Here is a 14261-nt window from a genome sequence, read left to right as displayed (position 1 = left end):
GATATCGATACTTTCGGTGGGACTATCACAACCAAGTGAACGTGATCTGGCTGAATATTTAATTCCAAGACTTCACAATCTTTTATATTGCACAAAATGTAGATCGAGCGGTAAAGCTCCTTACCTACATTACCTTTCAAGATCTTAAATCTATACTTCGGCGTCCATACTATGTGGTATTTACAACGCCAATATACATGTGATGAACTTCTGTAGTCGCCCATGTTTTTAGTTTCCTCTTACTTGTGGTGAATAAGAGACTTACTTCTAACATGGGCATTCCTTCGGGCAATAGCCCCAAGGGACAATCACCACCGCCCTAGGCGGTGGTTTAGAGCTGACAATCAAAAACCCGCACAGCGGGCTTTTTTATTCACGGTCTATCGCCATTAACTGACGGATTCACATCTCACTTGCTGAGTTTTACTGATCTTGGGTTTGCTGAGCACCAACAAAATGCCAATCAAAAATGCGCTGCACGAAACCCACTGCGCCAGCGATAATTGCTCATCAAACACAAAATATCCGCTGATTAATGCAAACACCGACACCAATAGCGTGAGCGGCGCCATCTGACTCATCGGGTATTTGAGCAGCATTTTGTTCCACACCCAATAGCCAAACAGCGTGGTCGGATAGGCTTGAAACAGCACCGAAACCCAAGAGTTAAGCGTCCAGTTTTGATAGGTGAGCGCCAGCACGTCAACACCATTTAATGCCAGCGACAAACCAATCAGTGGTAGCGGCGCAAACAGCATTCCCCACAAATTAAAGGCAAATGTCTGCTTGGTATTGGCGCGTTTCATAATAACGCCTGCCAGCGGCCAGCAAATCGCCGCGACAAAAATCAGCCCAGTACCAAGCAAGGTAACATTGCCATTGGTGAACACAATCGAAATCATAAGCCCTATCAGCGCAATACCCATGCCAATTTGCATTCGCTTTGACAGCGGCTCTTTATACAGCCATACCCCGACCAATACGGTGGTGATCACATCGGTTTGCAGCAGTACCGACGCCATTCCCGACGACAGCCCAAAAGTAATCGAACACGACGCCATCCCCCAGATACCGGTACCAAAAACCACGCCGTAAGCGAGTAGATAGCGCCACGCTACTTTGGGACGGGGAATAAAAAAGATCAGCGGCAAAATTGCGCAGATAAAGCGCATCGCCACGACTAACAGAGGATCGGTTTCGCTTACTCCCAAACGAATCATGGAGAAATTGAATCCCCATATCGCCATCACTAAAATCACTAATCCTGCATCTCTTGCGCTCATTCTCTACTCCTTGTGTCTGTCGAAAGCTGGCTGATTGTGTTTTTTCTGAGTGTCACTTGCTCAGCCATTAGGGTACAGATACAATTTTCAATAAATTTACCAGTACAGTTGGCAAACATGAGCAAATATCAACGCATCGCACAGCGATTTATCAAGGATATTCAAAGCGGCGTACTCCCCCCGGGGTCACGCATGCCGTCACTACGTCAACTCAGCCAGCTACACAGCGTGAGCCTCACCACCGCCGTGAGCTGCTATCAAGAATTGGAATCAATGGGCTGGGTTGAATCGCGCCCCCAGGCAGGTTTTTTTGTCAAAGGCCACGGCGCTACGCTGCAGACACCCACATGGGCATCATTTCAAAGCCAAGTACAAACACCAAGCACACCGCAACCAAGTTCGCCACTAAGCGGCCCACTTGGCATGTCACGTCTCGAGCTGGACGACAGCGCCGTCGAGCAACTCAATAAAAGCTTTCGCCGTGGGATTCGTCTTTCCCAGCCAAGCCTTGGTGAATATCCTGCGCCGCAAGGCGAGTTGCGGCTTAGAAACGCACTTGCCGAACATTTTAGCGCTAACGGTTGGCAACTGAGCAGTTCCGATTTACTGATCACTCATGGCTGTTTGGATGCCGTGCGCAAAGCGCTTGAAGCCACTACTCAGCCGGGCGATTCGGTGGCAATAAGCTCGCCCTGTTACAACGGGTTGCTAACGCTGCTGAGCGAGCTTAAGCGTAACATCGTCGAAATTCCCTCTCATCAAGACGGCGTTGACCTGACTCAACTGGAACAGCACCTCAAAACCAATAAAATTCAGGCGGGCCTGTTTTGCACCACGTACATGAACCCGCAAGGGATCACTATGTCAACCAAGCAAAAGCAGCGCCTCGCCGAGCTTGCCAATCAATACCAAGTGCCGATCATTGAAGATGATATTTACCTTGAGCTAGGCCACCAGAGTGAAGCTATGCTGCCTGCCAGCTACTTTGATACCGATGGATATATGATCTGGTGCGGCTCAGTATCAAAAACGCTTTCACCAAGCCTGCGCCTTGGTTGGTGCCGCCCGGGGCGCTATTTAGCTTCGATGCTCGGCAAAGACTATGGTGTTGCGGTTGCGATGCAATATGCGCTCGCCGATTTTATTCAAAGCGGTCACTATGGCAAACATTTAAAACGCGCCCAGCAGCGACTGAATGTAACCAAGCAGCGCTATCTCAATTATCTCGCCACTGCCCTTCCTGCCAATGCCCGCGTTTCACAGCCAAGTGGCGGTCTGGTGTTGTGGATACAAATTCCCGGACTGGATGCGCCAACCCTGATGGCTGATGCGAAGCAACAAAAACTGGACGTACGTGGTGGTCATCAGTTTACCGCCAGCACGCGTTATCGCGACTGCTTGAGGATTAACATTGGCTATGAGTTTGATAAAGTGGCAAGTCAATTAGCGTGCCTCATGACCTTAATCGAGCAGCACATTGGCGCTCGCTAATGTCGCCAAGGTCACATTTTTCGCCGCCAAAGCGGCAAAGACTTGCGCGGCGCTGTTGCGAGCTACATGGCTACGTTACTATCACACAGATAAGTACTATCACACAGCTAAGTACTATCTCACGGCTAAGTACTATCTCACGGCTAAGTGCTATCGCATGACTAAGTGACGGCTACATGACTAAGTAATTGTCACTCGGCAACGGCACTCAAACGCTTATCGCACATTGAAAATGGCTTCCCAATCCAAGCTTGAACAAAGGTAAAACCGCTTTATGCAACGCTATGTGTTTTTGTCCAACGCCTTTTCAGGCACCATTTCGCGCTATCAAATTACCGAGCAAAATGCGCAAGTGCGACTTGATCATCTTGGTGATACGGCGGTGGGTGAGATGGTGATGCCGATGGCGGTCAATCGCCAGCAAACCCAGCTATACGCCGCGCTGCGTAGCGAACCTTTTTGTGTCGCAAGATTTGCAATCGATAGGACAAATGGCGATCTTAAGTTGATCGACAAAACGTCGCTTGCTGGCAGCATGGCCAATCTAGCGATTGATGCCAGCGGTAAATGGTTACTTGGCGCCTCGTTTAATCAGCAGCTTGCATCGTTAAATGCCATCAACGATCAAGGCGTCATCGATGCCTCAGCGACCACGTTGCCGACAAATGGCGCATGCCACTGCATTCTAGCCAGTCAAGATAACCGCTGGCTAATTAGCACCGAGTTTGAAAGCGATTTGCTCAACGTCTATCGCCACCCCAGCCAAGCGAATGGGCTGCAGAAAGTGCAGCAAGTCGCGACACCAAGCGGCTCAGGGCCACGCCATCTGGTGTTTTCGCCGGACCAAAGCCATGTCTATGTGCTGCATGAAATGAGCACCAGCGTCGCGAGCTACCGTTTTGATAGTCAAACCGGCCAATTACACTTCATCGCACAAAGCGAGGCTTTACCGCTTAACCAGCTTGGCCTTGCCAAAGGCCTGCGCCCAAGCGAGCGAATTGCTAACGACATTGCCCGCGCTTGGGCGGCCGATATTCAAATCACACCGGATGGCCGGTTTATTTATGTGTCTGAACGCACGTTAAGTGTTATGGCTTGCTTGGAAGTGTCCCCGACCACCCAACGCATGCGTTATGTGGGTCATCAACGTGTTGAACGCCAACCGCGCAGCTTTGCGATCAGTCAGGATGGCCGCTATATGCTAGTCAGTGGTGAGCTCAGTGATAGCCTCGGGCTCTACGCTATCGATAGGTTGAGCGGCAAATTAACCCTACTCGATAGCGCACCTTGCGGCGAATACAGCGCTTGGGTGTCTGTGGTGGAATACGCCTAGACCTCACCTGTTCCATAACAGGATAAATCTCATCAGAGATTAAATAACGTCAGATTTAATGAAAAAGTGTTACAAACCACCATATTGTAACTACTTTTAATCAGTATACTCACCGAATCTATGCAAGAGTCAATTTCAACTTATATAGGTCGTTAACGTTATGATATCTATCCCTGAACTTACGTTTAAACACAAAACTTACGTCATCTGCCTGCCAATGACGCTGCTCACGTTTATCTATTTTTGGCGTTATGAATATACCCACGCCAGCTTGATCATCGGCCTGCTACTGACTGGCGCGACTTTGCTGCTCAATAACCCAAGGTTTCGTCATATTTTGCCGTATCTGCTTTACGGGTTTGTCGCGCTGCATATTCACCAATCCCGTGGGGCGACCATGCTGCATTTTGAAGTTTTTATCATGCTCGGTCTCATGACGTTGTTTAACGACTATCTGATGGTATTACACAGTCTGATCGCTGCCGCCCTACATCATGTTGGGTTCTTTTTTCTTCAATCCTCAGGGCTACCTGTGTATATTTTCCATCCCAACGCGCCATTTACCATGGTCATCGAACATTGCTTGTATGCAATCCTGCAGGCATCAATATCGATATACGCGTGTCTGACGCTTGACCGCAGTCTACAACGCATGAATTACGTCAATCAGATGGTCGATAACATGGTGATTGGCGACAAAATTCACCTCAACCTCGACCTCAAAAATCACGATCGATTCTTTGAGCGCTTCAATAAGATCATCACTCAGCTGCAAAACAATTCTCGCGTTCAAAAACAATCCATTGATCAACTCGAGATTGTCTCAAATAATTTCATCACCAACATCAAAGTGGTCGACAACGAGATTGCCAGCAATGCGCAAAACGCCGAACAAGTTGCCTCTGCTATCGAACAACTTAAAGCGTCATTTGATGAAATTGCCCAAACCACTCATCTGTGTAGTGATAAAACCGAGCAAGCGACCCAATTAAGTCACAAAGCACAAGGCCAATCGCAGCAGTGTCAAATCACTTTAGAGCAGCTTAAAACGGTGGTTGCCAGCACCCAGGACACCGTCAGCAAAGTGGTCAGCGATACCCAAAATATCCACCATATATTGGCTTCCATCACTGCCATTTCAGAGCAGACCAACCTGTTAGCGCTTAACGCTTCCATTGAAGCGGCGCGCGCCGGAGAAGCAGGCCGTGGCTTTGCTGTGGTTGCAGATGAAGTGAGACAGCTGGCCACCCGCACCAATCAAAGTGTTGAGGAAATCGGCAAATCACTTGGCGTTCTGGATAAAAACATCCAGCAATCAACCAACAACATTAGCAATATGATCGACATCTCAGACACGGTCTCAACCTCGGTCGGCGACATCATGAACGTGACTCAGGATATTTCTTTGCATATCGATGAAATCAACCAGCATATGTATCAAATGGCCTCCTCAGTCACTGAGCAGAACTCAGCGCTTGAGCTCATCAATCAAAACATGTCGAGCGTGCACGACTCATCGCAAATTATCGCCAATAAATCTCAAGAACAACATGGCTCAATAAGCGAGCTCAGTCACTCAATTGACGATTTAACCCGCGCTAACTCGCGTTTCGTCCTCGCCTAACCGCGCCGACTCCCCCCTCTGGTGCCATGCTGTTTTTCCGCGATAGGCATGGCGCACTAAACGTACACAAAACGCTAAACGTTCGCCAACTGTCACAAATACACAAGTAACATGCAGCGATCGTTTGCAAATTCCACAACGTGATCAAGCGAACAAAATTTATCCACACCACCGCGCTAGACTAAACAAATGTTTGCTATATGGACATTTGTTTGTGACACCGAGAGAACAGCAGATCCTCGCAATATTGCGCGAGAATCCGATGATCGCGCAGCAAGAGTTAGCGGAAAAACTCAACATTACGCGCAGCGCCGTCGCCGGACACATCATGAACTTAACCAACAAAGGATTGATTAAAGGCAAAGGCTATATTCTAACCAGCGAACCCACTGCGGTGTTGGTCGGTGGCGCCAATATGGATTTGTGCGGCAAAGCCAGCGTCCCGCTATTAAACGGAGACTCCAACCCCGGCACCATTCACTCAAGCCCTGGCGGCGTGGCGCGTAATATCGCCGATAACCTTGCACGCCTTGGCAGTAAAGTCGAGTTGGTAAGCTGTGTTGGCAATGATCAATGGGGCGAGCAACTTTTGAGTGCTAGCCTAGCAGCAGGAATAGGTATCGAGCACGTGGTGCGCAGCCCAACTGGCGCGACGGCAACCTATTTGTCGATTCACGATGCCGATGGTGAAATGCAACTGGCGCTTAACGACATGCGCATTCTTGAGCAGCTGGATGCCAGTGCACTCGCCAAACATAAGGCGTTGCTTAACCGTAGCGATCTGCTGCTGATCGATGCCAATTTGCACGACGATGCGTTGGCGTATCTGTTTAACTGTATTGATCATCGCCAAGTGTATGTCGACCCCGTTTCGGCTAACAAAGCCGCGCGTATCAAACCTTACTTAAGCCAAATTACCCTGCTGAAACCCAACTTAATCGAAGCCGAGCTTTTGAGTGGCGTTCGCTATCATGATGAGCGCGACCTGCCGACCATGTGCCAAGCTTTGCACGATTTCGGCGTTCAACAAGTGGTGATTAGCCTTGGCGCTGGCGGTATTTATGCAAGCCAAGCTGACGTAAATACCTCGCCGCAGACACTGCGTTTAACCCCAGCGTCAAGCCAAGTCGTCAATGTTACTGGCGCAGGTGACGCACTGATGGCGGGCTTAATGCACGCTAAATTGCAAAACTGGTCTTGGCATACGCGCATTGAATTCGCGTTTGCTTGCGCCCACCTTGCCACCCAATCCTCAGACACCATTAACCCGCACATCTCACAACGTGCCGTTCATCGTTTTATGGAGATCCCCGATGTACAATGATTATCTCGACATTCACCCTGAAGTTGCCGAGGCGCTTGCCCAAAACCGCCCAGTGGTGGCTTTAGAATCGACCATTATTTCCCACGGCATGCCTTACCCGCAAAACGTTGAAACTGCGCTCAAAGTGTCGAATACCGTGCGTGAATCTGGCGCGATACCAGCCACCATCGCCATTATTCATGGCCGTTTAAAAGTTGGCTTGGAGCCGAGTGAAATCGAACTATTGGGTAAAGCCGGGCTAAGCGTGACCAAAGTCAGTCGCCGAGATATTCCGTTTGTGGTTGCCTCGGGTGCCCACGGCGCAACTACCGTGGCCGCCACTATGATTTTGGCCGAAATGGCGGGCGTGAAAGTGTTTGCCACTGGCGGCATTGGCGGCGTGCATCGCGGGGCACAAACCAGTTTTGACGTTTCTGCCGACTTGCAAGAACTGGCGCAAACGAGCGTCGCTGTGGTGTGCGCGGGCGCAAAATCGATCCTCGATCTTGGCTTAACACTGGAATATCTTGAAACTCATGGCGTGCCGGTGATTGGCTATCAAACGGAAAGTTTGCCCGCCTTCTATACCCAAACCAGCGATTTTAATGTCGACTATCGACTCGATTCAGCCAAAACCATTGCTGATGTGCTCAAGGCCAAACAGCAACTTGGGCTTAAAGGCGGCGCCGTGATCGCCAATCCGATTCCAAGTGAATACGCCATGCCGCAGCAAGAAATTGATGCCGCCATTAACCAAGCGCTGCGCGAAGCCGAGCAACAAGGCATTCACGGCAAGGCATCAACACCGTTTTTGCTGGCGCGCGTATGTGAACTCACTGGCGGTGACAGCTTAGCCAGCAACATTCAATTGGTGCTCAACAACGCCCGTTTAGCCAGCGCGATTGCGATTGAATATTGTAATTGAGCGGTGCAATTGAATATTGTTATTGAGCCGCGCGCATAATCGCGCTTGGCCATCGGCTAATTATCTCCGGGTGGCTGCTGTTTTAAGCTCCACAATAAAGTTTGCCGCGCATGAGCAATGCGCGGCGTTCGCAGTGAACTTGGCGCCCATGCCATGTAGTAATTGAGCGTCGAATCAGCAATGGGCGCCGGAATATGACACAGCCGGCCACTGGCGATATCTTCGCGGCACAAATACTCAGGCATCACTGCCCAACCAAAACCTTTGACGATAAGCTTACGCAGCGCACGTAAATCTTGACCCACCAGCGCTGGCGGTTTTTCATACGCACTGAGTTTGTTTTTATTCAACCAGCCTTCCATCACCGATAACGCTAAATCGTAAGTCAGCATTGGCTCGTTCATCAGCGCCGCATAGAAATCCTCAGATTTTTCAAGCTTTGCCATTATCTCAGGCGAGGTCACTGCATAGACAGGAGCGGCCATCACCAACTCGCTTTTTAAGCTTGGGTCGGTAACCGGATGACCAGAAAAGCCAAGGTCGCAATGGCCTTCTACCAGCATCTGATGAATTAAGTCGCCGTTGCCGGTATGCATGCGCACGCGAATTCCGGCTTGAACCAGGGGCAGTAATCGCTCTGCCAGCACTTCCGACATAAAATCACTGTGGGCGATAATTTGCAGCGCCCCTTCCACATCACGCGAACGCGCTTTGGCTTGCGACAAAGCCAGCTCGGCGCTGTCGAGTTTGTCACCAATGTCCGCGGCAAGCTGATCTGCAGCTGTGGTGGGCTCAACCCCCGATGCGGCGCGAGTAAACAGCGGGCGGCCAATCGCGACCTCTAAACCTGCGACATGTTGCGACACCGCAGGCTGAGTTAAGTTAAGCACGCGGGCTGCTGAGCTGATTGAACGTTGACGATACACTTCGACAAAGGTGCGCAATCGAACCAATGACATAACTACTCCGTTAATGGGTCAAATCACCGAGTAAAATCGTGACCCATAAAATTATTTATACCCCTTACAAAATAACCTTGTTAGCCAAAATAAGCCATCACGCCTAAGATAAATTTCATCGCCAGACGCTACTGATGCCAAAACGTTAAACCGGAAAATAGGTAGCGCCTTATTTATCAGCCAGTGAGGAATTTTTATGTCATCACAACAATCATTTGATGAGCTCAACAGCATTCTAAACACCATGAAGCGCAACCATATTGCGCAAGGCCCAGCCAGCGCTGAGCTACGTAAAGATCGCCTGCAGCGCGCGGTAAACCTTATCAAAGATAACCGCGATCAACTGGCCGAAGCGATGAGCCAAGATTTCGGTCATCGCAGCAAATATCAATCGCTGGTTGCTGACATCGCCACCACTATCAAAGGCTTGCAACACGCTATCGCCAGCCTAGATAACTGGATGCAACCAGAACCAGTATTTGGCCTAGAAGGTGAGCTGCAAGCGCACATACAAAAGCAGCCACTAGGAGTCGTTGGCGTTATCAGCCCTTGGAACTTTCCAATCAACTTAGCCTTTGGCCCGCTGGCAGGTATTTTCGCGGCGGGTAATACCGCAATGCTCAAACCTTCTGAACTTACACCGCACACTTCACAACTGCTGGCAGAGCTGATTGGTCGCTATTTTGAGCCGATGGAACTTGCTGTGGTGCTTGGCGATGCCAACGTTGGCCAAGATTTTAGCCGCCTTGCCTTTGATCACTTAGTGTTTACTGGCAGCACCGCAGTTGGCAAACATGTGATGCGCGCCGCGGCTGAGAATTTAGTGCCGCTAACATTAGAACTGGGCGGCAAATCGCCAGTCGTGGTTGGCGATGATGCCAACATTCAAATGGCTGCCGAACGCACATTGACGATCAAAACCTTTAACGTCGGTCAGATTTGTCTTTCACCTGACTACATGCTGATTCCAGAAGCCAAACGCGACGAATTTGTTAGCGCCGCCAAAGCCTTTATGCGCCAAAGTTTTGCCACCATGCAAGACAATACCGATTACACCTCAATCATTAATCCGCGTCATTTCGAGCGTTTACAAGGATTACTTGACGATGCCGCGCAGCGCGGCGCAACCGTTATCAGCCTCGCGCCACAAGGTGAGCCAAGCATTGACGAAGCAACGCGCAAAATCGCGCCGCATCTGGTATTGGATGTCAACGATGACATGGCAATCATGCAAGAAGAGATTTTTGGGCCGCTACTGCCTATTCAAACGTACACTCAAGAAGCGCAAGCGATTGAGTATATCAATGCTCACCCGCGCCCTCTGGCTGCTTACTACTTCAGTAACGATGAGCAAAAACAGCGTGCTTTTGCCGCGCATACCACCTCAGGCGCACTGGTGATTAACGATATTATGACCCACGCATCCATCGATGCGCTGCCATTTGGCGGTGTCGGTCCATCGGGCATGGGCGCGTATCACGGCGTGCACGGTTTTAATAACTTTACCCACCACAAAGCGGTGGTGATTCAAAGTGAAAATAACGAATCTGGGCAACGTCTGCGTGCGCCGTATGGCGAAAAACAGGCACTCGTCGAAAGCGTTCTTGCTCAGTAGTTTTGCCAGTTGATTAACCACTCAATCTGGATAACCTTGAATAAATAAACCTAATAAATAATCACAACCTGATTCGATGCGGTTTAGCGTGGCACCCAACTTGTGCGTGCCACCACCCATCTCCGCAAAGAGACAGTGAAATTCAGCTAAGGAAACACAATGAAAATTTTAATGGTTCTGACCTCACACGATACACTTGGCGATACTGGCGAAAAAACCGGTTTCTGGCTCGAAGAGTTTGCCGCACCTTACTACACCTTTAAAGATGCAGGCGCGCAAGTAACTCTCGCATCGCCAGCTGGCGGTCAACCACCGCTTGATCCGAAAAGTGCCCTTGCCGATTTTCAAACCGAGTTGACCGAGCGTTTTAATCAAGACTCAGCAGCGCAGCGCGATCTCGCCAACACAGTGAAACTCGACACCATTGATAGCGGTGATTTTGACGCGGTGTTTTACCCAGGCGGTCACGGTCCACTTTGGGATCTCACCAACTGCGCAAAATCCATTGCTCTGATTGAAGAGTTTGAGCGCAGCAACAAGCCAATTAGCTTCGTGTGCCACGCGCCTGCTGTACTTCGTAACGTGAAAGCCGCCAATGGTGAACCACTGATTAAAGGCCGCCACGTCACTGGCTTTACCAACGGTGAAGAAGCCGGTGTCCAACTCACCGACGTGGTGCCATTTTTGATTGAAGATGAATTTAAGGCGCTCGGCGCTTTGTATCAAAAAGGCGATGATTGGGCACCCTATGTGGTTGAAGATGGCAAATTGATTACCGGTCAAAACCCAGCCAGCTCTGAAGGTGTGGCCAAAGCGCTAATCGCTCAGCTGAGCTAATCAGATTTAGCCTCCCCGATAAAAAACGCCGCAAGTGATGCGGCGTTTTTATTTAGCTAAGCGAATTGGCTTAAGATAATCTCTATGCTGCAGCGCCTAAAACGCTGCAGGCATTACTTTGCCACTGCGTCTTTCAGTGACGCTTCAATCGACACGGTCGGGCGACCAATCAATTGCGACAACGTTTTTGAATCATCGAACAGCCCACCTTTAGACGCACCGGTTTCGGAATCTGCTAAAATCGCTGCAAAACCAGCCGGAATACCAACGCTTTCTAATACCGCCGCATATTCGCTTTCAGGCAAATTGTTGTACGCAACAGGCTTGCCACTTAGGTCGGCCAAATATTGGGCAAATTGCTCAAGCGTAAAGCCTTCATCGCCGGCCAATTCGTACACCTTACCTGCTTGATTTGGCTGAGTTAATACTTCAGCCGCCGCTTGAGCGTAATCAGCGCGAGGGGCAGAAGAAATTTTGCCGTCACCAGCACAGCCGAGCATCACACCGTGCTCAAGCGATGCGCCAATGCCCGCTAGGTAGTTTTCGCTATACCAACCGTTACGTAATAACGCCGCCGGAATATCAGCTTGTGCGATATAAGCTTCGGTCTGCTTATGTTCTTGCGCCAATGCCAATGGCGACTGGTTGGCGTTCAAAATACTGGTGTAAGCCAGCAGTTCTATGCCCACTTGTTTGGCCGCATCAATCACCGCTTTGTGCTGCTCAAAACGCTGCCCGACTTCACTGGATGAAATCAGCAAAACTTTGCTGGCACCTGCAAATGCAATCACCAGCGACTGTGGATTGGTGTAATCGGCAAAGCGTACTTGAACACCTTTTTCCGCTAAAGGCGCGGCTTTTTCGACATTACGTACCGCTGCGATGATCTCGCTTGCTGGTACTTTTTTAAGCAATGCTTCAATCACTAATTGGCCCAGTTGACCTGTGGCGCCAGTTACTACATACATAACATTCTCCTTAAGCTGGAAAGACAAAACTAGGCGATAATTTGATCGCGTTGGGTTATACTAACCCCCTAACAAACTAAAAGTAAGTACGTACAAAAAGGTAAGTATGGAAAATCATGATCATTTAGCGCAAATTCTCCACGCCGGAGAGCGCAAAGGCGATGTGTTTTCGGATCAATGCCCAAGCCGTGAAGTGCTCAATCACGTTACTAGTCGCTGGGGTGTACTGGTGTTAATGGCCCTACTTAATGGTGAAAAGCAGCGCTTTAGCCAACTGCGTAAACGCATTTTGCGCATCAGCGAAAAGATGCTCGCACAAACTCTGCAAGCTTTGGAAAAAGACGGCTTTGTATTACGAACTGTGTACCCCGTCGTGCCGCCACATGTGGAATATGAACTGACCGCAGCGGGGTTTGAAGTCGCCAACCGCGTGCAAGTGTTAGCCTCTTGGTTGGAAGACAATATTGGCGATATCGTGGCAAGTCAGCAAGAGTATGAAAAGCAGCGCACCAGCAGTCACTAATGCGCTGTGCGCGCTGAAACGAACCCCAAGAGCAAGCCTGATAAAATTAGTCGAGATAGCTCCAGGTGTTAGCACCATCAAAATGGCGCAGCTTAAGTGACAATGTCACATCAGATTCAAACATGCGATAGTTCACCGCCACTCTTTCACTTGGCGCTTTGTCGGTCGAAGTATAGAGGGTAATGCAGCCACACTGGCCACAATGTTGAAAATCGATCATTTCATCGCCGTGACGATAAGCATTTAACCCGGCCCTTCCCACTTCAATCGTCACTTGCTGCGGCGTGAAATAGCCCCACCAAGCACCGTAACGTGAACATAACGAGCAATTGCACTCAGTAGCGGTTGGGGTTAACTCGCTAAGCGTCAAACGCACATTGCCACAATGACATTGTCCAACCCATTGCGTCGGTGTTAGCGGTTTATTCATCACTAAGCCACTGATACATAAAATAACAATCCACGAGCCCAAGCTTTGCGTGTTGATACGCATTTGGCAAAGTCCCAACAATCTCAAAGCCGAGCTTTTGCCACAGCGCAACCGCAACTTGGTTGGTCGCTACCACAGAATTAAACTGCATGGCTTTAAAGCCCATTTCACGCGCCATTTGCAAAGAGTGCTCACACATCGCTCGTGCAACCCCTTGACCCCTTGCCGCTTCACTGACCATGTAACCGCAATTACACACGTGACCACCCGGGCCCTGAGCATTGGCTTTGATATAATAGGAGCCAAGAATTTCACCATCTTGCTCATAAACAAAACTCTGCTTTGGCAATTCACACCAGATGTGATGGCTTTGCTCTCTGTCCATTTGCGGCGAAAATGCATAGGTCTGCTGCGCTACAATCACTTGCTCAAATGTCGGCCAAAAGGCGTCAAAATCAGCCTTTGTCATCGGTCTTATCACGTTGTATTCCCTTCCCTTAGTGATCAAAAAATCTTCGCGTAGCTAAATTAGCATATTTGTATCGCAAAACGCGCCAATAGCGTTGATTGATTCAAACCTTGCTCGATTCAATGCTGTGAAATAACACTATACCCAAAGTACTTGGAGTTGCAGGTAGGCGGCAAGTGAGTGAGGCCCCATGAGCATAGATAACTATGTGATTGGGGTGAACAAACGTAGCCAACACCGCTGCAGCTTCAAGTAAGACGGGTATATCAATAAAAATCATCCTATTGATAAATAACATAATATTTGCTGAACGTGATTCACCAATCATTGCTGCATGAGAAATTCATCAACTCAATGAACTGAATCACATTCGTTTGTTCAGCACTTTGATCCGCACATTTTGCTGAGTATCTTTTTAGCTGAATCGATTCAGTTGTAGTTAAAAGCATAAATAATAAAAAAACATAAAAGGATCATCAAATGAGAATTAAGCCACTGATT

The 14261-nt window shown here is 49.2% G+C and carries 14 protein-coding genes; 8 read left to right on the top strand and 6 right to left on the bottom strand.

All coding sequences use genetic code 11. The annotated features are described in order from the left end of the window. Together tnpA and BLS03_RS24565 are read right to left on the bottom strand one after the other, a co-directional pair. A partial coding sequence (gene tnpA / locus BLS03_RS24570; RefSeq protein ID WP_143015690.1) for an IS200/IS605 family transposase occupies positions 1 to 224 on the bottom strand: 224 nt, incomplete at its 3' end. A gap of 165 nt (positions 225 to 389) precedes the next feature. Continuing rightward, a complete protein-coding gene (locus tag BLS03_RS24565) occupies positions 390 to 1283 on the bottom strand; it encodes an EamA family transporter (RefSeq protein WP_093279480.1) in 894 nt (297 codons plus the stop codon). 117 nt (positions 1284 to 1400) lie between these two features. Between BLS03_RS24565 and BLS03_RS24560 the strand changes: the two genes are divergently transcribed. From BLS03_RS24560 to BLS03_RS24540, 5 genes are all read left to right on the top strand, one after another. After that, positions 1401 to 2774, top strand: a complete 1374-nt coding sequence (locus BLS03_RS24560; protein ID WP_093279479.1) for an aminotransferase-like domain-containing protein — start codon at positions 1401 to 1403, stop codon at positions 2772 to 2774. 274 nt (positions 2775 to 3048) lie between these two features. After that, positions 3049 to 4107: a lactonase family protein gene (locus BLS03_RS24555; protein ID WP_093279478.1), complete on the top strand. Its 1059-nt coding sequence runs from the start codon at positions 3049 to 3051 to the stop codon at positions 4105 to 4107. Positions 4108 to 4267: 160 nt separating this feature from the next. Continuing rightward, positions 4268 to 5731 carry a methyl-accepting chemotaxis protein gene (locus BLS03_RS24550; protein ID WP_093279477.1) on the top strand — a complete coding sequence of 488 codons (1464 nt, stop codon included), beginning with the start codon at positions 4268 to 4270 and terminating at the stop codon, positions 5729 to 5731. A 214-nt stretch (positions 5732 to 5945) separates the two neighbouring features. Beyond that, on the top strand, positions 5946 to 7055 hold the full coding sequence (locus BLS03_RS24545; RefSeq protein ID WP_093279476.1) for a PfkB family carbohydrate kinase: 1110 nt from the start codon (positions 5946 to 5948) through the stop codon (positions 7053 to 7055). Further along, positions 7045 to 7959, top strand: coding sequence for a pseudouridine-5'-phosphate glycosidase (locus BLS03_RS24540; RefSeq protein ID WP_093279475.1), 915 nt, complete (start codon positions 7045 to 7047; stop codon positions 7957 to 7959). The genes BLS03_RS24545 and BLS03_RS24540 overlap by 11 nt, the downstream gene beginning before the upstream one ends. Before the next feature lie 56 nt (positions 7960 to 8015). Here BLS03_RS24540 and BLS03_RS24535 read toward each other — a convergent pair whose 3' ends face one another. Then, positions 8016 to 8918, bottom strand: a complete 903-nt coding sequence (locus tag BLS03_RS24535; protein ID WP_093279474.1) for a LysR family transcriptional regulator — start codon at positions 8916 to 8918, stop codon at positions 8016 to 8018. A gap of 196 nt (positions 8919 to 9114) precedes the next feature. Between BLS03_RS24535 and BLS03_RS24530 the strand changes: the two genes are divergently transcribed. After that, on the top strand, positions 9115 to 10533 hold the full coding sequence (locus BLS03_RS24530) for a coniferyl aldehyde dehydrogenase (protein ID WP_093279473.1): 1419 nt from the start codon (positions 9115 to 9117) through the stop codon (positions 10531 to 10533). 159 nt (positions 10534 to 10692) lie between these two features. Further along, positions 10693 to 11370, top strand: a complete 678-nt coding sequence (locus tag BLS03_RS24525) for a type 1 glutamine amidotransferase domain-containing protein (protein WP_093279472.1) — start codon at positions 10693 to 10695, stop codon at positions 11368 to 11370. A 113-nt stretch (positions 11371 to 11483) separates the two neighbouring features. On the opposite strand, the gene BLS03_RS24520 is transcribed toward BLS03_RS24525, so the two are convergent. Next, on the bottom strand, positions 11484 to 12338 hold the full coding sequence (locus BLS03_RS24520; RefSeq protein WP_093279471.1) for an SDR family oxidoreductase: 855 nt from the start codon (positions 12336 to 12338) through the stop codon (positions 11484 to 11486). A 106-nt stretch (positions 12339 to 12444) separates the two neighbouring features. Between BLS03_RS24520 and BLS03_RS24515 the strand changes: the two genes are divergently transcribed. Next, positions 12445 to 12861, top strand: coding sequence for a winged helix-turn-helix transcriptional regulator (locus BLS03_RS24515; protein ID WP_176765694.1), 417 nt, complete (start codon positions 12445 to 12447; stop codon positions 12859 to 12861). A gap of 46 nt (positions 12862 to 12907) precedes the next feature. On the opposite strand, the gene BLS03_RS24510 is transcribed toward BLS03_RS24515, so the two are convergent. After that, positions 12908 to 13291 (bottom strand): GFA family protein, encoded by a 384-nt coding sequence (locus tag BLS03_RS24510; RefSeq protein ID WP_093279470.1) that lies wholly within the window; start codon positions 13289 to 13291, stop codon positions 12908 to 12910. Next, entirely contained in the window at positions 13284 to 13772 is a 489-nt protein-coding gene (locus tag BLS03_RS24505; RefSeq protein ID WP_218122051.1) for a GNAT family N-acetyltransferase, read from the bottom strand. Before BLS03_RS24505 ends, BLS03_RS24510 begins: the two co-directional genes overlap by 8 nt. Positions 13773 to 14261 lie beyond the last annotated feature (489 nt).

This window comes from Vibrio xiamenensis (assembly GCF_900100015.1).
Taxonomy (GTDB): domain Bacteria; phylum Pseudomonadota; class Gammaproteobacteria; order Enterobacterales; family Vibrionaceae; genus Vibrio; species Vibrio xiamenensis.
Note: the sequence above shows the minus strand (reverse complement) of the source record. Positions and strands in the feature narration are given on the sequence as shown.

Excerpts from the sequence above, each read along its gene's own strand:
- BLS03_RS24510 (WP_093279470.1), bottom strand. The coding sequence starts at position 13,291 with ATGAATAAACCGCTAACACCGACGCAATGGGTTGGACAATGTCATTGT.
- BLS03_RS24560 (WP_093279479.1), top strand. The coding sequence starts at position 1,401 with ATGAGCAAATATCAACGCATCGCACAGCGATTTATCAAGGATATTCAA.
- BLS03_RS24540 (WP_093279475.1), top strand. The coding sequence starts at position 7,045 with ATGTACAATGATTATCTCGACATTCACCCTGAAGTTGCCGAGGCGCTT.
- BLS03_RS24550 (WP_093279477.1), top strand. The coding sequence starts at position 4,268 with ATGATATCTATCCCTGAACTTACGTTTAAACACAAAACTTACGTCATC.
- BLS03_RS24520 (WP_093279471.1), bottom strand. The coding sequence starts at position 12,338 with ATGTATGTAGTAACTGGCGCCACAGGTCAACTGGGCCAATTAGTGATT.
- BLS03_RS24515 (WP_176765694.1), top strand. The coding sequence starts at position 12,445 with ATGGAAAATCATGATCATTTAGCGCAAATTCTCCACGCCGGAGAGCGC.
- BLS03_RS24535 (WP_093279474.1), bottom strand. The coding sequence starts at position 8,918 with ATGTCATTGGTTCGATTGCGCACCTTTGTCGAAGTGTATCGTCAACGT.
- BLS03_RS24555 (WP_093279478.1), top strand. The coding sequence starts at position 3,049 with ATGCAACGCTATGTGTTTTTGTCCAACGCCTTTTCAGGCACCATTTCG.
- BLS03_RS24525 (WP_093279472.1), top strand. The coding sequence starts at position 10,693 with ATGAAAATTTTAATGGTTCTGACCTCACACGATACACTTGGCGATACT.
- BLS03_RS24565 (WP_093279480.1), bottom strand. The coding sequence starts at position 1,283 with ATGAGCGCAAGAGATGCAGGATTAGTGATTTTAGTGATGGCGATATGG.
- BLS03_RS24530 (WP_093279473.1), top strand. The coding sequence starts at position 9,115 with ATGTCATCACAACAATCATTTGATGAGCTCAACAGCATTCTAAACACC.